The organism is Streptomyces katrae (genome assembly GCF_000717655.1).
Taxonomy (GTDB): Bacteria; Actinomycetota; Actinomycetes; order Streptomycetales; family Streptomycetaceae; genus Streptomyces; species Streptomyces katrae_B.
On record NZ_JNZY01000041.1, the window covers coordinates 53328 to 72043 of the forward strand.

General features: G+C 70.0%; 21 protein-coding genes and 1 tRNA gene. 13 read left to right on the plus strand and 9 right to left on the minus strand.

Translation table 11 applies throughout. The features are described from left to right. Positions 1 to 123 precede the first annotated feature (123 nt). The gene (locus IF09_RS0132855) at positions 124 to 1317 is read right to left on the minus strand and encodes a PP2C family protein-serine/threonine phosphatase (protein ID WP_051833298.1); all 1194 of its coding nucleotides are present in this window, start codon (positions 1315 to 1317) and stop codon (positions 124 to 126) included. Continuing rightward, complete coding sequence (locus IF09_RS0132860) at positions 1314 to 2921, minus strand: sensor histidine kinase (protein ID WP_030302045.1); 1608 nt, start codon at positions 2919 to 2921, stop codon at positions 1314 to 1316. Before IF09_RS0132860 ends, IF09_RS0132855 begins: the two co-directional genes overlap by 4 nt. Positions 2922 to 3035: 114 nt before the next feature. Between IF09_RS0132860 and IF09_RS41025 the strand changes: the two genes are divergently transcribed. Beyond that, positions 3036 to 3809, plus strand: a complete 774-nt coding sequence (locus IF09_RS41025) for a response regulator (RefSeq protein ID WP_030302047.1) — start codon at positions 3036 to 3038, stop codon at positions 3807 to 3809. Positions 3810 to 4056: 247 nt separating this feature from the next. Here the strand turns inward: IF09_RS41025 and IF09_RS0132870 are convergent, their stop codons facing one another. After that, on the minus strand, positions 4057 to 4470 hold the full coding sequence (locus IF09_RS0132870) for an ATP-binding protein (protein WP_030302049.1): 414 nt from the start codon (positions 4468 to 4470) through the stop codon (positions 4057 to 4059). A 286-nt stretch (positions 4471 to 4756) separates the two neighbouring features. On the opposite strand from IF09_RS0132870, the gene IF09_RS41030 reads away from it, so the two are divergent. The 6 genes from IF09_RS41030 (at position 4757) to IF09_RS0132910 (ending at position 9576) form a co-directional block, all read left to right on the plus strand. Further along, positions 4757 to 5101, plus strand: a complete 345-nt coding sequence (locus IF09_RS41030) for an STAS domain-containing protein (protein WP_051833301.1) — start codon at positions 4757 to 4759, stop codon at positions 5099 to 5101. Beyond that, positions 5101 to 5784 carry a response regulator gene (locus IF09_RS0132885; protein WP_051833302.1) on the plus strand — a complete coding sequence of 228 codons (684 nt, stop codon included), beginning with the start codon at positions 5101 to 5103 and terminating at the stop codon, positions 5782 to 5784. Before IF09_RS41030 ends, IF09_RS0132885 begins: the two co-directional genes overlap by 1 nt. Then, positions 5781 to 6923, plus strand: a complete 1143-nt coding sequence (locus IF09_RS0132890) for a PAS domain-containing sensor histidine kinase (RefSeq protein ID WP_063607459.1) — start codon at positions 5781 to 5783, stop codon at positions 6921 to 6923. Before IF09_RS0132885 ends, IF09_RS0132890 begins: the two co-directional genes overlap by 4 nt. Beyond that, positions 6920 to 7354, plus strand: a complete 435-nt coding sequence (locus IF09_RS0132895; RefSeq protein WP_051833304.1) for a response regulator — start codon at positions 6920 to 6922, stop codon at positions 7352 to 7354. Before IF09_RS0132890 ends, IF09_RS0132895 begins: the two co-directional genes overlap by 4 nt. 1124 nt (positions 7355 to 8478) lie before the next feature. Next, positions 8479 to 8883: a DUF5133 domain-containing protein gene (locus IF09_RS45135; protein ID WP_158710120.1), complete on the plus strand. Its 405-nt coding sequence runs from the start codon at positions 8479 to 8481 to the stop codon at positions 8881 to 8883. Positions 8884 to 9222: 339 nt separating this feature from the next. Further along, positions 9223 to 9576: a hypothetical protein gene (locus IF09_RS0132910; protein WP_030302056.1), complete on the plus strand. Its 354-nt coding sequence runs from the start codon at positions 9223 to 9225 to the stop codon at positions 9574 to 9576. A 258-nt stretch (positions 9577 to 9834) separates the two neighbouring features. On the opposite strand, the gene IF09_RS0132915 is transcribed toward IF09_RS0132910, so the two are convergent. From IF09_RS0132915 to IF09_RS0132925, 3 genes are all read right to left on the minus strand, one after another. Then, a tRNA-Met gene (locus IF09_RS0132915) sits at positions 9835 to 9908 on the minus strand. 402 nt (positions 9909 to 10310) lie between these two features. Beyond that, the gene (locus tag IF09_RS41040) at positions 10311 to 10709 is read right to left on the minus strand and encodes an STAS domain-containing protein (protein WP_051833307.1); all 399 of its coding nucleotides are present in this window, start codon (positions 10707 to 10709) and stop codon (positions 10311 to 10313) included. A 78-nt stretch (positions 10710 to 10787) separates the two neighbouring features. Further along, complete coding sequence (locus tag IF09_RS0132925) at positions 10788 to 11456, minus strand: hypothetical protein (protein ID WP_030302058.1); 669 nt, start codon at positions 11454 to 11456, stop codon at positions 10788 to 10790. A gap of 128 nt (positions 11457 to 11584) precedes the next feature. Here IF09_RS0132925 and IF09_RS0132930 point away from each other — a divergent pair, with 128 nt between their 5' ends. The 4 genes from IF09_RS0132930 to IF09_RS0132945 all read left to right on the plus strand — a co-directional run bounded on the left by IF09_RS0132930 (position 11585) and on the right by IF09_RS0132945 (position 13843). Continuing rightward, positions 11585 to 12019 carry an Hsp20/alpha crystallin family protein gene (locus IF09_RS0132930; RefSeq protein WP_030302059.1) on the plus strand — a complete coding sequence of 145 codons (435 nt, stop codon included), beginning with the start codon at positions 11585 to 11587 and terminating at the stop codon, positions 12017 to 12019. A gap of 96 nt (positions 12020 to 12115) precedes the next feature. Continuing rightward, the gene (locus IF09_RS0132935; protein ID WP_030302060.1) at positions 12116 to 12511 is read left to right on the plus strand and encodes a DUF2267 domain-containing protein; all 396 of its coding nucleotides are present in this window, start codon (positions 12116 to 12118) and stop codon (positions 12509 to 12511) included. Positions 12512 to 12569: 58 nt separating this feature from the next. Further along, positions 12570 to 13010, plus strand: a complete 441-nt coding sequence (locus tag IF09_RS0132940) for a DUF2267 domain-containing protein (protein ID WP_030302062.1) — start codon at positions 12570 to 12572, stop codon at positions 13008 to 13010. A gap of 398 nt (positions 13011 to 13408) precedes the next feature. Next, on the plus strand, positions 13409 to 13843 hold the full coding sequence (locus IF09_RS0132945) for an ester cyclase (protein WP_030302064.1): 435 nt from the start codon (positions 13409 to 13411) through the stop codon (positions 13841 to 13843). Positions 13844 to 14065: 222 nt separating this feature from the next. Here the strand turns inward: IF09_RS0132945 and IF09_RS0132950 are convergent, their stop codons facing one another. After that, positions 14066 to 14671 carry a hypothetical protein gene (locus IF09_RS0132950; protein ID WP_030302066.1) on the minus strand — a complete coding sequence of 202 codons (606 nt, stop codon included), beginning with the start codon at positions 14669 to 14671 and terminating at the stop codon, positions 14066 to 14068. Positions 14672 to 14747: 76 nt separating this feature from the next. On the opposite strand from IF09_RS0132950, the gene IF09_RS0132955 reads away from it, so the two are divergent. After that, positions 14748 to 15578 carry an alpha/beta fold hydrolase gene (locus tag IF09_RS0132955; protein WP_030302067.1) on the plus strand — a complete coding sequence of 277 codons (831 nt, stop codon included), beginning with the start codon at positions 14748 to 14750 and terminating at the stop codon, positions 15576 to 15578. A gap of 683 nt (positions 15579 to 16261) precedes the next feature. Beyond that, on the plus strand, positions 16262 to 16468 hold the full coding sequence (locus tag IF09_RS0132960; protein ID WP_051833309.1) for a hypothetical protein: 207 nt from the start codon (positions 16262 to 16264) through the stop codon (positions 16466 to 16468). Between the two features lie 5 nt (positions 16469 to 16473). Here IF09_RS0132960 and IF09_RS46010 read toward each other — a convergent pair whose 3' ends face one another. Further along, complete coding sequence (locus IF09_RS46010; RefSeq protein WP_158710121.1) at positions 16474 to 17013, minus strand: heavy metal-binding domain-containing protein; 540 nt, start codon at positions 17011 to 17013, stop codon at positions 16474 to 16476. 642 nt (positions 17014 to 17655) lie between these two features. Then, positions 17656 to 18129: a hypothetical protein gene (locus IF09_RS0132970; RefSeq protein WP_418953090.1), complete on the minus strand. Its 474-nt coding sequence runs from the start codon at positions 18127 to 18129 to the stop codon at positions 17656 to 17658. Between the last annotated feature and the right edge of the window lie 587 nt (positions 18130 to 18716).

An 18716-nucleotide genomic window follows, 5' to 3' on the forward strand; every position in this document is an offset into this window, starting at 1 on the left:
GGCGCCCAGGGGCGCGCTGCGGGTGCGGGGAGTTCTCCGGACACCGGACCCGTGCCCGGGAGCTGCGGCTGCACACCCGGGCTAAGGGCTGTCCCGCAATCCCCGGCGGGTGCACGACGCCGGCTACGCCGCCTCGCCGCGTTGTCGGAACGCCCGAATACGCCCAGTATGCGGACGCTCGTTGAGCGCTCTGGTCTGGCGGATGAGGCTGTCCAGGTGTGCCGCGGGGTCCGCGGACGGTGTGGTGTTGATCAGAGGAAGGAGCCCCTCGATGCCGAGCCGGCCGCCGGCGTCACCGTTGTGCCCTTCGGTGAGGCCGTCGGTGTAGAGGGTGAGCGCTCCCGTGTCCGGGAGGGGGATGACCGTGGCGGGCCAGTCGCGGTGGCCGGGGATTATGCCGAGCGCGATGCCGTGCTCGGCGGGCACCTCCAGGGTCTCCTCCGCGGTGGTGAGCAGGGGTTCGTGGTGGCCCGCCAGGTAGAGGGTGGCAGTGGCGGCCTTCTGGTCGAGGGTGAGGAGCGTGCAAGTGGCGAACAGGGGCTGGGTTCCGCGCTCCGCCACCAGCAGCCGTTCCATGAGGTGCAGCAACTCGGTGCCGTGGTGCCCGGCCAGGACGAGCGAGCGCCAGGCGATGCGCAGGCAGACGCCGAGGGCTGCGGCGTCCGGACCGTGTCCGCTGACGTCACCGACGACGGCGTGCAGCAGTCCTCCGTCACCCTCGACGACGTCGAGGAAGTCGCCTCCGAGCAGGGCCTGTTCGGCGCCGGGCAGGTAGCGGGTGGTCACCGTGACGGTGGAGGTGTCGAGGAGGGGCCGGGGCAGCAGTCCCCGTTCCAGACGGACGTTCTCCTCCGCGCGCAGCCGGGCCGACTGGGCTTCGGCCGCCACGCGCTCGGTGTGGCTCCGGTAGACGGCGTAACGGACCGTGCGGCGCAGCAGGTCGGCTTCTACCTTGCCCTTGACCAGATAGTCCTGGGCCCCGGCGGCCATCGCCTCGGAGCCCGCCTGCTTCTCGGACAGGCCGGTCAGGACGATCACCGCGGTGTGCGGGGCCATGGCGCGGACGTCGGCGACCGCATCGGTGCCCGATACGTCGGGCAGATGCAGGTCGAGGAGGATGCAGTCGACGGCGCGGACCGCGAGTTCTGAGCGGGCTTCGGCCAGCGAGGTGCTCGTGGTGAGCTCGAAGCGGAGCTCGGTGTCGTGGAGGAGCTCTTCGACCAGCACGGCATCGGCGACGTCGTCCTCTATGAGGAGGATGCGGTAGACCGGTTCGCTCGCGGCGATGTCGCCGAGCGTCGTGAGGGCCGCGGTCACGGCGCCGGCTCCACGTCGGCCCGAGACGCCTCCGCGATGAACGACGGGGCGGGGGCGCGCGGCGGTTCGGGGGCGAGGGTGAACACGATGCGGGTACCGTCCCGGTACTCGGGGTCCACGGAGATGGTGCCGCCGTGGAACTCGACGATCTTCTTGCACATCGCCAGGCCGATCCCGCTTCCGGGATAGACATCCTTGGTGTGGAGCCGCTGGAAGATCACGAAGACCTTCTCGGCGTACTCGGCGGCGATGCCGATGCCGTCGTCGGTCACGGTGAACCGCCACAGCTCCCCGACACGGGCGGCGGCCACGTGAATGTTCGGCGCTCGGCCTGGGCGGTGGAACTTGATCGCGTTGCCGATGAGGTTCTGCCAGAGCATGCCCATCTGGGTGGGGTCGGCGACCAGGGTCGGCAGCGGGTCGTGGGTGATGGTCGCCCCGGCCTCTTCGATGCCGACGCTGAGGGAGGACGCGGTCCGTTCCATCACCGTTTCGAGGTCTACCTTCTCGGGGTCGTGGTGCACGCGGCCCACCCGGGAGAAGTCGAGCAGGTCGTTGATGAGGGTCTGCATGCGGTTGGCGCCGTCGACCGCGAACTCGATGTACTGGTCGGCTCGGGCGTCGAGCTGCCCTCCGTAGCGGCGCTGGAGCAGCTGCGTGAAGCTGGACACCTTGCGCAGCGGCTCCTGCAGGTCGTGGGAGGCGACGTAGGCGAATTGCTCCAGCTCGGCGTTGGAGCGCTGGAGGTCGGTGGTCTGCGCGTCGAGGTGTCGTCGAGCCTCCTCGCTGAAGGCGAGCTCCCTGACCAGGCGTCGGCGCATGAAGTCGATCTCACCGCTCAGCCGCCGCAGGTCCGCGGGGCCCGTAGGGGTGATGGGGTGGTCGAAGTCGCCGCCGGCGATGGCGCGCGCATCAGTGCCGAGCCGCTCCAGGGGCGTGGTGATGCCGCGGCGCAGGGCTTCGAAGACCAGGCCCGCGAGAAGGGCGATGACCGCAGCGATCGTCCCGAAGAGCCAGTTGCGCAGCCTCATCATGGCCATGAGATCGTCCCTGGCCCGGATCCGCTCCGCGAGCAGCCGTTCTTGCTGGGCGGTCAGGGCCGCGCGGACCTCGTCGAAGGAGGTCTTGCCCTCCGCCGAGCGTTCCGCGGCCAGCGCCGAGGGCACGCCAGGGGGAGCGGCGGCGATCGGCCGGGCGATCCTCTCCTGCCAGGCTTGCGCGGCGTCCCGCACCGTCCCCAGGTCCCTCATGCCCGCGGCGTCGCCGCGAAGCAGTTCCGAGAGCCGGGCGCTTTCCGTTTCCTGCTGGACGACGCCTTGTCGGTAGGGGCCGAGGAACTCCGGAGTCCCGGTGAGCCCGTAGCCTCGTATGCCGGTCTCCTGGTTCAGCAGGGCCGATTCCAGGCGCATCGCGGTGGACAGCGCAGGGGACTTCACGTCCACGAGGTCCTCACTGAGCGACGTCGTGCGCCCCAGCATCCACGCCCCCGTCACCCCGAGCAGGGTTAGCACGGCCAGCGACCCGGCCACCCCAACCCGCAGCCATCGCCGGGTCGTCCACGTGGAAAGCCCCCGCGCCTGCGGAGGCCCCGCGTTGCCGGTCATCGGTGAATCCCCCTCCGTGAGACGTTCGCCTCGAAAGAGTGCGCAGCGCACACTGTAGAGGGCATCGGACAACGATTGTTGTCGTCATCCGGTTCGGGGCCTAAGGTGCGGTCCATGCCAGGCAAGAACTTCGTTTTGCGGACCACACCGCCGGAGACAGCCGCCGTCGCGGATGCAGCTGTCTCCGACCTCGCACGGCGCTTGGCCCTCCATCTGCAAAAGGACCTTGCGGACCCGGCGGTTGACGGCCGGGCCCGCGCCCTGGCCCGACTGCACGTGCTTGAGCAACTCCAGCAGGCAGCCGGACGGCTCCAGCGGGACGCGGCCATGGACGCTGCCCGCGCGGGTGCCGGATACCCCCAGATCGGCCGCGCATGCGGCATGACCCGTCAGGGCGCCCGGCGCCGCTGGCCGGGACTCTTCAACCACACCGACGACGCACCCACGGAGCATCCGATGATGACCGGCCCCGACCGCCCTTTCGATGTTCTGCTCGTGGAGGACGACGCCGCCGACGCCATGCTCATCGAGGAGGCCCTCTCCGAGCGCGGTGCCCGCAACCTGGTCCAGGTCACCGACGGACTCGCCGCCCTCGAACACCTCCGCGCACCGGGTGCCGTGCGCCCCGACCTCATCGTGCTGGACCTGAACATGCCCCGGATGAACGGCCGTGATCTGCTCCGGGTCCTGAAGGGCGACGAGACGCTACAGACCATCCCCGTAGTCGTCCTGACCACCTCCTCCGCGCCCGATGACGTCGCCGACGCGTACAGCAGCCACGCCAACGCCTACGTGACCAAGCCGGTCAACCTGGAGGAGTTCGAGCGGGCGGTCCAGAGCATCGACTCCTTCTACCTGGACACCGCCACTCACCCGCCCCGTGCGTGACATCCCCTGGTAGCGGGACTCCGGCTCACAGGTGAACAGGTTCCGCGCCCGCCGGCATGCTCAGCGCCCGCTGGTGCAGCGGATCGCCCGGCGGGCGCGGAACGGGTGCGCTCGCTTCACCGCGGGGCGATCCATGCCCAGCCGGAAGCCGAGCGGTGGTCGGCCGGACGGGCGACCACCGCGCTCAGTCCCAGGCGTGGCCGCCACCCTGCCTGACCGGCATTGCGGTCCATCACAGGGCCTGGGACTACCAGTTCAGCTCCGCGTGGACGGCCTTGCCGTCGCCGTCGTGGCGGGGGACGACGCGCACCCGGCGTGCGAGGGCCTGGACGATGCCCCACCCGCGTCCGCCGGTGCGGTCGGGAGTCCGGGAGTGCGGGGGGCGTGAGCTCGTGTCCCGCACGGTGATCCCGATGCCGCCAGGAACCAGGCCGAGTTCCAGGGCGAAGGGGCCGGGAGCATGGCGGACGGCATTGGTCACCAGTTCGGAGACGACCAGCAGGACGTCATCGTGAAAGGTGCTGCGCGCGGGCGGGGAGTGGTGGCGAAGGAAGGCGGCGGCGGCTTCCCGTGCTTCGGCGATGCAGCCGGGCGCGCCGTCGAAGTCGAGGCACTCCTCCGCATGACGGGCGTCGTGCGAAATGGCCGACGGGAGCTCCATCCCCACGCCCCTTCCACTGAGTGCCTACGGCTCGGGTACCCACCGCTGCCTGGGAGCCCGAAGCGCTGTCGGGGGCCTGTCCCTTGGCGATTCCCCCACAGCAGGGTACCCAGCCCGATTGAAATGTTCACGGGTTCGCGCCCCCTGCCGCCGCGCGCCTTCGAGCTGAATCAGGCCACGCGATGGTGAACCGTCAGGAGAACGGTTCTTTTCTAGTGCAGATTCACTATTCTTGGCTGGTGCCCATTACCCAGGATGGGGGCTGCCGCATGAGAGAAGACGCAACGTGACCGGCCCGGTGTTCCAGGTCAGCACTGCAATCGACGCCAACGTGGCCGGCCTGCGGCTCGTCGGCGCGCTGGACCTGGACGGTACCGCGCAGTTGCTCGCCGCCGTCGCCGACTGCTTCGCGCGGCGGCCTGACCGTATCGTGCTCGACCTGTGGGGCCTGCGCTTCTGTGACTGTGCGGGGCTCAACGTGCTGCTTGAGGCCAAGGCCACAGCGGATAAGATCGGCACCGAGCTGCGCGTGGAGGGCGCCCGCACGCAGGTCGCCCGACTGTTCGCTCTCACTGGCGTCGACGAGCTGTTCGCCAGCGGCGTGCCGCGTCTACCACGGAGGACCCTGTGATGCCTTCGACACCGCGGACCACGGCGGATACCGTGCCGTGCACCGTCGGGGGACGCATCACCATCCTGCTCGTCGAAGACCACGACATGGTGGCCGAGGCGATCCGGCTCGCCCTGGACCGCACCGACGACCTGGAGGTGGTCGGCCGTAGCCTGTGCGTGAAGGACGCGCTGGCCGATGCGGCCCGGCTGCGTCCCGCCGTGGTGGTGCTGGACCGGCGACTGCCCGACGGCGACGGCATCGCCGCCATCACCGCGCTCAAGGCCGCCGCACCCGGCACCCGGGTGCTGGTGCTGACCGGCGAAGGGACCCCGGCGGTGGCCGCCCACGTCGCCGAGGCCGGTGGCTCGGGACTCATCCTCAAGGTCGGCAACCTACGCGAGCTGCAGGACGGCGTACGCCTGGTGGCGGCGGGTGAAGTGGCCTTCAGCAAGGGACTGCTCAGCGGAGCGCTGGACCGGCTGGCCGGCCGGACCGTCGGCTTGGGCGCGACCCTCACCCCGCGCGAGCGCGAGACGCTCTGCCTGCTCGGCGACGGCCTGGGCACACCCGAGATCGGTCAGCGGCTGGGCGTCGCCCTCAACACCGCCAGGAACCACGTCCAGCGGGTCCTGGAGAAGCTCGGCGCCCGCTCCCAACTGGAGGCGGTCGCCGTGGCACGCCGTGAGGGCATTCTCCGATGACCGGTGACGGCCGCGCCGAACGAAGCGGCGCCCTCGCTCCGACCGAGACGGCGTTCACCCTGCTGGTCACGAGCGTCCTCGACTACGGCATCTTCATGCTCGACCCCGAAGGCCACGTATCCAGCTGGAACGCCGGCGCGGAGCGGATCAAGGGTTTCCGTGCCGCAGACATCATCGGCAAACACTTCTCGGTCTTCTACCCGCCCGAGGACATCGCTGCCCGCAAGCCCCACAAGGAGCTTGAAACGGCCATCGCCGACGGCCGGCTGGAGGACGAGGGCTGGCGCATCCGCAAGGACGGCTCCCGCTTCTGGGCCAACGTGGTGATCACCCCTCTCTTCGACGAGTCCGGGGAGCTGCGCGGCTTCGGCAAGGTCACGCGGGACATGACCGAGCGCCGCGCCGCCGAGCAGGCGCTCACCGAACGCCGCCGCCTGTTCACCCACCTCGTCCATGCGCAGGAGTTGGAACGCCGTCGCATCGCCTGGGACGTGCACGACGACTCCATCCAGGCCATGGTCGCCGTCGGCATGCGCCTCCAGCTCCTCGCCGACCAGGCCGGCGAGCCCTACGCGCGTGAACTCTCCCTGCTGGACGCGTCGGTGCGCGAGGCGGTGAGCCGCCTGCGCAACCTCACCTTCCGGCTCCAGCCGCCCGGCATCGACCGGCACGGCTTGATCGAGTCGCTCTCCCAGCACCTCAACGACGTGGTGGCCGGAAGCTGGGGTCTTGAGCCGACCCTGGAACACGATCTGGAAAAGGAACCGGCCCCCGAGACCGCGATCACCATCTTCCGTATCGTGCAGGAGGCGCTGCTGAACGTACGCAAACATGCCCGAGCGCGAACCGTACGGGTCAGCGTCACCACCGAGAACCAGGGCCTGAAGGTCCAAGTGGCCGACGACGGCACCGGCCACGCGGCGGGCGCCCACAGGCTGCAGGAGCATTTCGGGCTGATGGAGATGCGGGAGCGGGCCGAGACCGCCGGGGGCTGGTGGACACTGCGCAGCGAGCCCGGTACCGGCACGACCGTGGAGTTCTGGGTGCCCGACCTGCCGACGGGCGAGCTGGACGAAGCGCTGCCCGGTGCACCCGTCAGGAGCTTCGACTCCCTGATCGCCCCCCAGGGGCCGTCATGATCCCGCCGGCCACGCCCGGCGGCCCATTGCGGGTGCTGCTCTGCGACGACAACGACATGCTGCGCGCGGCGCTGGCAGAGGTCGTCGGGGCCCAGCCCGACCTCGCCCTGGCCGGCAGCGCGGCCAACGCCGACGAGGCGATCCGACTCGCCACCGCCCAAAGGCCGCACGTCGTGGTGCTCGACGTGCGCTTCCCCGGCGGCGGCCCGTACACCGCCGAACAGATCCTCCGCGCCGTCCCCGGCGTCCGCATCCTGGCGTTCTCCGCCTACGGTGACCAGGGCCCGCGCACCGAGATGGCTGCGGTCGGCGTCGCGGGATACCTCGTCAAGGGCATCACCAACGCCCGGCTGCTGGCCGAGATCCGGGCCCTGGGAGCCGAAGCCCTCAAAGACACTCACTCCGCGGCCGAAGGGGGAGCCGGCGCATGACGGCGGTGACGGCGGGCTGCGGGGAGGGCGGGTTGTGCTGACGCGGACACCCCGCCCGGGTGTGCGAGCGACGGGGCGTCCGCGTGGGAGCAGAGCGTCATTTGCGCAAGTCGTCGAAGAACCTCGGGGACATCCTCGGCAGCCCACTCACGCAGGGCGGCTTCCGGCTCGACGCTGAATGAGGGCGGCCGAGGTCAGCGCCTGCCTCGAAGGCGCCTGAACATTCCGCGGGCTTGTTCGCGCTTGCGCGGGTCGGAAGCCGCACGCCGCACCGAAGCGATCGTCCGCTGACCCTGCGGGCTGCGACTGAACTGCTTGATCTTTGCGAATAGTCCGGACATAAGCCCTCCCGGTGTGGCCCAGCGTGACGCTACGTCGTGTGCCCCGGGGCTCTTTCTCCAAACTGCGCGGTGCCCGCCCCGCACGGCAGACGGCCCGGCCGCATCCCTGAACGGAAGGGCGGAGCGGGCGCCCCGGGAAACCGGCCATGGTGACGCATCGGCAGGTCACGGATGTGGACGGCGCCCTCCGCTGCAGCAGGGGGTTGGCCCGGCCGGTCACGGACGGGGCCGCGTCCGCAGGCGCTGAATGCCCCCGGGCGCCGCCGGCACCCCCCAGTGCCCTGCCTTCGTCCGGGGGATCGCATCGGCGCGCACTGGCTCGCCTCGGGCTGGGGGCCTCGGGGGTACCCGGGTGAGTACCGGTACCGGTACCCCGTTCTGGGACGGCCCTTGATCACCCATGTCTCCGGCATGCGCCGATTTGGTATAGATGTCCTGTCTTTCATGTATTTCTTGACGTGCGTAGGTCGTGGGCTGAAGATGCTGGTGGGAAGCAGTGGCCGGCCCCAGAACGTGTGGGAGGCAATGATGACCGCGGCCTTGAACGGCAGCCGGCCGCCGCGCCTTGCTGGTCACCGCCGCCGGCCGTCCCGTCGAGCGCCTCCTCCACCTCACCGCCACGCGCTCCCTGTTCACCTGACCGTGTCCGGCGGAAAGCAAGTGATCTCCATGACCGCGTCCATCCCTCTCACGGGGCCCGAATCCAGTCGCCGTCACACCCCTGCAACCCCCGGCTCCGCAGTGCGCGACTACCAGGCAGTCCCGTGGGCGGTGGGCACGCTGATGGCGACGACCCCGGCCACGGCCCACGGGGCCGAGTGCATCCTGTCCACCGCGGCCGCCCAGGCCGGCCTGCCCGAGGCCGTCCTGGCCGCCGCGATGCGTGAAGCCCTCCGCGGCGCACCGGTACCCGCTCGCGCCGAGCGGGCCCTGCGCGAGGCCGCCCAGGCCGCCCGCATCCAGACCACCGGATTCCCGGCCTCCGGCCCCTACCTGCTCCCGCTGCGGACAGACGCCGAGAAGACTCTGGGTCGCTTCTTCGAAGCCCGCCTGCGTCTGACCGCAGCCCCCGCCGACCCGGACGCCCGCCGCGCCTTCGAGGACGTCCTGTTCACCCTGTGCGTCCTCATGGGGCGGCCCTCAGCCCCCCAGGCGCTGCACGAGGCCATTCAGTACACCGAGAGCTGACGCCGCGATCCCAAGGTTGCCGGCAGGGGCGCCGCCCGGCACCGAACAGGAGAGGCGGGCGGTCGTTCATGAACGCCCGGATTCAGGACCCGCGCCCGAAGCTGCTTCCCGATGAGGGGGCGGCCGTGGACGAGCACGGCCGACCGCCGGAGTCCCGCGCGGGACCGCTGAATGAGGTGACCGGAGACGGGAAGGCGCAGGGCGGGTGCCGCACCACCGCGCTACGAGCCGAGGAGGGTTGTCACGCTCGTGGTTCCAGCCCCGAGCGGGAACGAACATGTCGTCCGCGCGCTCTCGGCACCTGCAACGGCTGGGCGTGCGTGATGAAAGGGGTCTGCTGTGACCGAGTTCGACATCTGGGGCTACCGTCCGGGCACGGGCTACCAGCCCGGCGCCGACATCGTCGGCTACAAGGTCGAGGCCACGGACGGCAGCATCGGCAAGATCAGCAAGCATTCCGAGGAGGTCGGCTCCTCCTACGTCGTCGTGGACACCGGGGTATGGATCTTCGGCAAGCACGTGCTGCTGCCCGCCGGGACGATCAAGATGATCGACATGATGGAGGAAAAGGTCTACGTCGACCGGACCAAGGACCAGATCAAGGACGCGCCCGAGTTCGACGAATCCAAGCACGGCGGCGAACCGTCCTACCTGGAGCAGTTCGCCCGCTACTACAACCAACCGCACATGTAGCACGGGCACGCGTGGCGCGGGGTCCCGCGCCGTGCGCGCGGTGCACTGGCGGGGTCACGGCTCCGCCGGTGTGCCGTGGCCGGTGACGGATGCACGCCGTCCGCGGACCAGTGCCCCGGCTCGGCCGTCGCCGCCAGCCCGGGCGAACATGTCGTCGGCGGCCCGGCCAACTACCCGGGCCTGTTGCCTGTACCCGCAGCGTCCCAGTACGGCGGAAGGGCCCGGATCTTGTTAAGGATCCGGGCCCTTCCGGTGTAGTAGCGGGGACAGGATTTGAACCTGCGACCTCTGGGTTATGAGCCCAGCGAGCTACCGAGCTGCTCCACCCCGCGTCGGTGAACACCATCCTACGGCACCGCCCGGCCGCCGTTCGACCGGCTTTCGCGCGCGGTAGTCGGGCCCGCTGACCGGCCTGGCGAGGAGTCGTGCATTCCTGCTCCCCAAGTCAGTGTGGTCATCGCGGCCCGGGACACCGCCGGCACGTCCGGCGCCCAGCTGGGTGCGCTGGCTGGTCAGAGCTTTGACGGCCGGTGCGAGGCGATCGCCGTGGACAGCGGCTCGCGCCACGCCACCGTCGAGCTGGCGGAAGGTGACCAAGTAGTCGTGGCGGCCGCGCGGCGGACCGCGCCGACGCCCCGTACACAGGCGTCGCATCGGGTGGCTTGCTCGGGCCGGGGGACCGACCCGCAAGCCGTACGCCGATGCCGATCGCTGTCCGCGCACCACCAGCCCGTCTATCGGGGGAGTCCGTCCGAGCATCCCCTCGGAGGGTGGACGCTTGCCGGCGGGTCCTGATCAAGGGGGAAGAGGGGTAGGGCTCCTGTCAGCTCAAGGAGGCGCTGGAGCTGGGAGTTGGGGGCGGCGAGGCGGATCACGGTGCCGGTCTCCTGCGCTGCCCGTCGCGCTGTGAGGAGTGCGTTGAGTCCCGACGAGTCGCAGAACGTGAGGAGGCTGCAGTCGACCGCCACGGGCCTGGTGGGGGAGGCGTGGGTGAGTGCTTCGGTGAGGGCGAGCTGCAGGGCGGGTGCTGTCTCGATGTCGATCTCGCCGGTGGGCCGGACCGTGACCGTGCGGTCCTGGACCTCTACGGCGACGCCGCTGCCGCCGGCCTCCCGGGGCGGGTGTTCACCCATGGTGGATCACTCCTTGGATCTACGAGCGGGGCCGCTTCGGGCGCCCGTGGGCCAGTCGGTGGTTTTCGGGGTTACGAGTCACGTGCTGCGCTGGTCGTGGGTGTCCTGCCGGAGCCGGTCGGTGTGCCGGGTCAAGGCATCGATCCGTTCGGCGAGCTCGGCGTCCTCGGGCCGCAGATGAGTCCGGGTGTCGGTCAGCGGTCGGACGAGGCGGGCCGCGTCATTGTCGGCGAGGGCCACGTTCAGGTCGTCGACGGCACCCTGGGCGCTGGCGGGAAGGCCGGTGAGGGCAGTGATCTGGCCTGCGAGCCGGCGCAGGTCGGCCGCGTTGTCGCGGGCCCAGGCGGTCACGGTGCGGTCGGCTGCGCGCATGTCGCGGGTGGCCTGGACGCGTTCCTCGCCGGTGGTTCCGGCGGTGCCGGGGCGCAGGCGCAGATATCGGCGTTCGGCGGCCTGGCGGCTGGCGACCCCGAGGGGGCCGGCGAGGTCGGCCCAGCTCGCGCCCTGGCCGCGCGCGGTTTCGATCAGGCCGCTCTCCCAGCCCGCGAGCTGTTCGCGGACCTCACGCAGCATCAGCAGGGCGGCAAGGGCCGGGTGCGGGCCCGAGGCTGGTACGGACGCCGCTTGGGCCGTCGGTGTACTTCCGGGGCCTTTCTGCGCGCTTCTTACAGCCTGGTCGATGGTCTCCAGCGCCGCGGCGGCGGCCAGAAAGGAGACCTGTGGGGTCGGTGGGGTGGTTTCCTTCACAGCGCTTCTCCGACTCTGTCATCCTTCAGATGACTCCTTACTTGTCATCGTTTCGATGACATGCTACAACAGGAGCACGTTGAAGCGCATTGGCAGTTTCTGCCTGAACCAACTGGAGGTGTTTCGCGATGTTGATGCGCACCGACCCGTTCCGCGAGATGGACCGCATCGTCCAGCAGCTTTCCGGCACGTCGGGCACCTGGTCGAAGCCGTCCGTGATGCCGATGGACGCCTACCGTCAGGGCGACGTGTACGTGATCGCCTTCGACCTCCCCGGAGTGAGCACCGAGGCGATCGACATCGACGTCGAGCGGAACATGCTGACCGTGAAGGCCGAGCGCAGGCCCGCGGAGAAGTCCGACGGCGTGCAGATGGAGCTGTCCGAGCGGCCCCTCGGTGTCTTCTCCCGCCAGATCATGCTGGCTGACACCCTGGACACCGACCGCATCGAAGCCGACTACGACGCCGGTGTCCTGACCCTGCGGATCCCGATCGCCGAGCGCGCCAAGCCCCGCAAGATCTCCATCGGCGGCGAGTCCGGCCGCAAGCAGATCTCCGGCTGAACAGCCCGGCACCAGCGGCGGAGGACGGGGAATGATCCCCCTCCCGCACCCCGTCCTCCACTCGCCCCTTCCCCCCCCGCCCTCGGAGGTGACGTGATGTCGATGCGCCGGGAGGCGTTCCTGGACCACGTCCAGGAACGCGGCGAGTATCAGACTCGGGAAGAAGCCGAACGGGCGGCCCGCGTCGTCCTGGCCCTCCTGGGCGCGCACCTGGTCGGCACCGTGCGGGCCGAGCTCGCTGCCCGGCTCCCAGAAACGTACGCCCTGATCCTCCTGAACCCGCTCCAGGCCGCCGAACCGCTCTCCCCCGAACGCTACGTCCGCGCGACCGCGGCCTGGATCGAAGGCGCCACCGAGAAGACGGCCCTGTGGGACATCGGCGCGGTCCTGTCCACCGTGGCCGCCGCAGCGGGCGACGCCCTCATGCGCGAGGTCCTGCTCCAGCTACCGCCCGGCTACGACCTCCTCTTCGGCCGCCCCCAGCCCACCTGACCGCCCGCCGTCACCGGCAGGAAACCGAACCCTCGAAGAGAAAGGCAACCGCAGCACCATGTACGACCAGCCTCGAGCGAACCCGTCCCGCGCGGCCATGACGTTCGACCAGATGCTGGAACGCGTGCGCTACGAAGGCGCCTACCCCACCCGCGAACGCGCCGCAGAAGCCGTCCACAACGTCCTCGCAGCACTCGGGCGCCAGCTCACCGGAGACGAACGCGTCGACCTCGCACAGTGCCTGCCCATCGAGGCCGCCCTGACCCTCACCGCCCAGATCCCCGACACCGAACAGCTCACCGGCTGGGGCTTCGTCAAAGACCTGGCCGCCCGCACCGGCGGCACACCGGCCACCACCCGCTGGGACACCGGCGCCGTCCTCGCCACCGTCACACGCCTGGCCGGCCCCGACCTCCTCGCCCGGATCCTCCACCAGCTCCCGGGCGGTTACGCCCTTCTCTTCGGGCAGGCAGAACTACGACAGCCCCAGCCCGCCTGATTCCGTCCCGGCGACACCGGCATGCCCAGCCGCCTCCGCGAAGCCCGGGCCCCCGGGGGCTCCGGCTTCGGGGAAGCCCCGGATGCCGACGGGCCGGGGGTGTGGTTCGGGACCCGCCGACCAGGGTGCCTGCATGCTCGCACCGTAACTGCGTGGCTGCGGACAGCACTGGGAGCCTGCAAGCCCACCGTCGTACTCGAGAGCGGCCCTCCTGCTGACCCGCTGGTACCGGATCAGGCACGGTTTGCCCCCTCTGGTGCTGCGTCACTTGCACCACTGCTTCTGAGTGAAGGTCCATCGTGGCCCGGCGTGCCGAGGATGTGGCCGGGGGAGCCGACGGGTGACCATTCGGTTCGTGTGTGCCGTTCCGGCGATGCGAATGAGTGCAGAGGGGTCCCGTGTCCACTGAGGAGAACAAGAGACTGGTTCGCCGCTTCTACCGGGAGATCGACGAGGGCAACGTGGATGCCATGGACGAGCTCGTGGCCGAGGACTACCTGGACCACTCGCCTCCGCCGTTTCCAGGGTTCGCACCCGGTCGCGAGGGACTCAAGCAGGTGTTCCGTCTGTTCTGGGAGGCGACACCCGGAACCCATGAGATCGAAGACCAGATCGCGGAGGGAGACAAGGTCGTGACCCGGCTGACGGCCCGGGGGGTGCACGAGAGGGACCTCCCGGGTATCCCTGCCACCGGCAGGACGATCACGATGACCGGGACGGTGGTCCACCGCATCGAGAACGGCAAGCTCGCCGAAAAGTGGTCGGACAAGGACGTCCTCGGCTTCCTTCAGCAGCTCGGCGTCATGCCGACGCCCGGCGGGGCATCGGGATGAGGCAGGCCGGCCCGGCCAGCCGGCACCGACGACGCCGGCACCGCACCACCGTCTCCCCGACCCGCACGTCGCGAACCACCCTGACCTGGTCCTGAGCTGCCGGCTGCTGATCCGAAAGGGCGCGGGCCGCCGATCCCGGACCGGTGCCCCCACCTTGGTCACGGCCGCCGAGTATCTGCCCGACGGCCTGCTCCTCGGCGGGGGAGTCCGCCCGGCGGGGTGCTATTCGGCGGCCCGGAGCCGGTCGCGCTGGAGCCGGTGGGCGAGGGCGCGGCGTACCGAAGCAGGTGCGGTGGGGGCGGTCGGGGCCGGCGAGGGGACGTCCAGTGCGCGGCTGATCTCGTCGTACGCGTCGCGGTAGCTGCCGGGCAAGTCCGCCCGGTGCAGCAGGAGGTCCTCTTCGAGGAGGCGTCGCAGTTCGTCGACAAGCCGCGGGGTGAAGCGCTTCCTGCCCCGGGCGATGGCGTTGACGTGGCGGGTACAGCGGGCGGTGTCGTGGAAGTTCTCGGAGATCTCCTCCGCGAGGCCCCATAGCCGCCCCTCCAGCCACGGGGTGTCGTGCTGGTCGAGGGAGAGCCTCATCGGGGGGAGCGGATCGGCCGAGCGGTACTTCGCCACCTGCTTGGAGACGGCGGGCTGGCTCATGTCGGTGAGCCGGGCGATCTTCTCCTGAGTCCATCCCAGGCCGACGAGCACCTTGATCATTTCAGCGCGCAGCTGTCTCATCTCCTCGCCCGCCCGGATGACCTCGTTCATCTCGGCGAGCATCCGCCCGGCCTGTTCCTCGGTCAGCGCCGTGGGGTTCTGTACGTCCTCTTCGCCTGCCATGGCTCGGTTATACACCCTGAACGCCACCGAGATAACCGGGTTGTATAACTCGGTTATCAATGGCAGGGTGCGCACCATGCCCACCTTCCACACCCCTGACGGCACCCTGCTCGGCTATCGAGTACTCGGAGACGGCGACCCAGTCGTGTGCATCCCCGGCGGCCCTGCCGACTCGCGCTACCTCGGCGACCTCGGCGGCCTGTCAGCGCACCGCCAGCTGATCGTCCTGGACCTGCGCGGCACCGGCCGGTCCGCGATACCTGCGGACGCCGCGTCCTACCGCTGCGACCGCCTGGTCGACGACGTCGAGGCCCTGCGCGACCACCTGGGACTCCCGCGAATGGACCTGCTCGCCCACTCCGCCGGCACGAACATCGCGACGCAGTACGCGGCCCGCCACCCGCAGCACCTCGGCAAGCTCGCACTCGTCGGCCCCAGCACCCGCGCCATCGGTATCGAGATCACCGGGGAGATGCGGCGCGAACTCGCACGGCTACGGAAGGACGAGCCGTGGTTCCCAGCGGCATACACCGCCCTGGAGGCCCTCACCACCGGTGCGGGCGGCGACCCGGAGGCGATCGCGCCCTTCTTCCACGGCCGTTGGGACCCCGCGGCCCAGCAGCACCACACGGCCAGCCGACCCGAAAACCAGGAAGCCGTCGCCCTCTTCGGAACCGAGGGCGCCTTCAGCCCGAAAGCCACTCGCGCGGCACTCGCCACCTGCCGGGCACCCACCCTGCTGCTCGCCGGGGAGTTCGACGTGAACAGCCCTCCGGAGTCGGCGGCCGAGTTCGCGGGCCTCTTCCCTCATGCCGAACTCGTCGTACAGCCAGGGGCGGGCCACTACCCCTGGCTCGACGACGGCAACGGGTTCGTGGCGGTGATAGCCCGGTTTCTGCGGCGATGACTCGCCATGCCCCAGCGCACCCAGCGTCGCGCCATTCCTTACGGGTGACCTTGCGCTGCAAGCCGCCGCACGGGTGACCTTGCGCTGCAAGCCGCCGCGTGGTGCGGCTCCGGTGTCTCATGAGCCCCCCCACGGGGTCTCGGGGTCTCGCTCGGGGCGCCGGCCAGGATCGTGGCCATCGCGCCCACCGCCGCAGAGTACGCGCATCCGAGGCCCGCAGCGTGATGGCCCTTTCCGGCCGGGGCACGCGGTGGCGGACGTCCAAGTTGCGTGTCCTGGGCAGGACTGCCCCGTGCTTGCTGGTTCGGCATGTTGTCGAAGACACGCTGGTTGGACGGCGACCGGCGAGGTGACGCCGGGACGTGGACAGGCATCCGCATGGGTAGGCGTCGATGAGGCATCCCGCCTTGTCCACGTCCACCGCTTACTGCGGTCAGTTGCTGCTCGAACAGCCGGCTGGCAACACCCGCACGGAGCTTTCCCGAGGCTCGACACCGGGCTGATGGCGCTGTTGAACACGCGAGACGCCCTCGGCCGACAGCGGTTGACTCATACCGCCGGAAACGCGAAAGGGCGCGAAGCGTGCTCGCGGGGCGCACCCGATTGGTCACCCACATGATGCGCAATGTCACTGTGCGTGTCAGCGTGGGAGGGAGCCTTCTGCGGATAGAGGAGTCGTCGTCATGGGCGGTAAGCAGGACAAGCGCCAGGAGCCGGGCAAGAGCCGTGAGGAGCAAGAGCGTATGCCCCCTGTGGGGCAGGATCCCGTCCACCCCGGTACCCGCGAGGAGCGCTCCGGCAAGATGAGCCCCGAGGAGATGGCGCAGCGCCGCCTGGAGGAGATGCGCCGTGAGCGCGGCGATGACGAAATGCGCGAAGACGAGTTCTGACCCCATCAGATCGGTCTTTGCGCCCCCGTACGCAGGACCCGGCCGGGCCCGTAGTCACCATCACCCCGGCCGGGTTCTGTCATGGGGCGGGGCCAACGGGCCAACGGGCCGACGCGGTCGTCGGCCGCCGCTGCCGCACGCTGGGCATGCATCACGAGCCAGTCCTTGTCCACCGGCACGGTCCTGCGAGGGGGTTGCCCCCCGTTCCCGGCGGTCCAGGGGGTCAGACGGGAGGTGCGCCAGTCGTCGTGCCGGGTCTCGAGGCAGATGCCGAAGGCGAGTCCGGTGGGGACCCATCGGGCGTGTATGAGCTTGGCGAAGTCCTGGCCGCTCAGGTGCGACGTGAAGGGCAGGCGCGGTCGGATGCGCGAGCGGGCCCTGACCGCGGTGCCGAGCGCAGTGAACTCCAGCCCCCCTGCCGGGAAATCGCCGACCCGCAGCTCCACCCCGACGATCCCGTCGCCGCCGAGGGCGCGGCCCTCGGCCACGGCGCGGGCCAGCGCCAGCCTGCGGGCCGCGTACATCGTCCTCACCAACTGTGACAAGGACGACGCCCCCATCGCGGACGGCCCCTTCGAGCCGCCTGCGACCGACCACGCGCCCGGGCAGCCCCAGACGCCGGTGTACCCGATGTTGAAGACGGCCGTGCCGAATACCTGCCCGACCGGCTCGAACCCGACACCCTTGATCGCAGCGAACTCCTCGGACGACAGCGCCGAGTCCCAGGTATTGCCGACTCGGGGCCTTGCCGTCCCGCCGGCAACGGCCCCCGCCAGACCGGCATCTCGTCGGTGTGCACTCCTGTGCCATCGCCCTCTCGGCTCACCGCGCGGATCGCGTCGCCATTCGCAGCGTATGCCATCGGAGGGATCAGCGAAACGGTGATCGCGGCTCCAACGGCCCTTCCTGAAATGGCGCTTGGGCACGAATCCGTAGCCGCCAGGCGTGCTGGTGGACGGGGACGGCCTCCTGCAGCCCTGCCCCTCGTGATCAGTCAGTCCGCCGACCCTCATCGGCGACGCCACCGTGCCATTCCTGCACCGGATGAATGCGACCCGCCCATGCAGAACGCGCAGGCGCTGCCGCCGGGCGGAAGCCGGCGAACCCATCTGGTCACAGCACTGGCGACGAAAGGCCCGTTCGCCGTGTGGTTCCACCATGGCCCATGATCGTGCCCGGTACGGGCCCTATCCGTACGGGTTGAGTGCCCAGAAGCGGACGGTGTCGCTGCGTCGGTCGAACCACAGTTTGGTGGAGTAGCCGCTGCCGTCACGGTCGAGCTCGTGGGACCGGACCCACTGCGGGTTCTCCGGCCCCTCGCCCTTGAGCGGCTTCTCGAACCATGAGGAGAAGCCATCGGTCGGCCCCTCGGAGACGAAGGCGTGGGCCGCTGTCAGCTCGGCAAGTCTCCCCGGTGTCAGCCGGGCGAAGCCCGAGATCACCAGTTCCGGCGACGGTATGCCGCGGTCGTCGCTGTCCCGGCTGCTCACCCACTTGGCGTCACTGAGCGGGCTCAGCAGCGGGAACGCCCGCTCCAGCGGTGCGGTGTCGGTGTGCCAGTCCCGCTTGGTCCCGTTCGCCACCTGATGCAGGGCCCACCCGGCGGGTAGGACCGCCAGTCCCGCCCCGATCCCGAGCACCTTCCGTCGCTCCAACGCCATCCCCCTCATGCCTGACTTCGAGGGCACCCTATCTGGCTTGTGCACCTCACCGGACGACCTGTTGATCACCACCGAATACGTGCCCCAAGAGGCTGCGCGTCTTGCGGGCGGCGTGGGCCCGCTCCGGTGGCTCGCTCGATAGGCCACGCGGCCCTGCCCGTGACGTCGAGTACGTCGAGCGCCTGCTCGGGGACTCCGTACAGCTCCGGCGCCCCGCCCTCAGCACCTGGGCGACAGGGCGGATGCCGGGCGCGCCAGCTGACCGCGACCATCCCGGACGTGGTCATCACCGGGACGCAAAGCGTCCGTTCATCCACTCGTGGGACGCCTCGGCCGTCCAGACCGCCCGCAGGGCAGCCGGGTGTCTCGTACAGGGGGCGCAAGGGGCTATCGGGGGAAAGTGGGTATTTCGGGGCATTGTATTGTCCCGGTCTCACGGAATCGTAAACTCCGAATTGGCGGATTCTTTGATTCCGTGTCTTTGGCGGTCCGCGGGGTCGTCTTAACTCAGATGATCCTCAAATGATTTGAGATTGATTGACGTGCTGTGGCGCTCTCGGGCACTGTTTGTGAGGCGCGACCGTGGG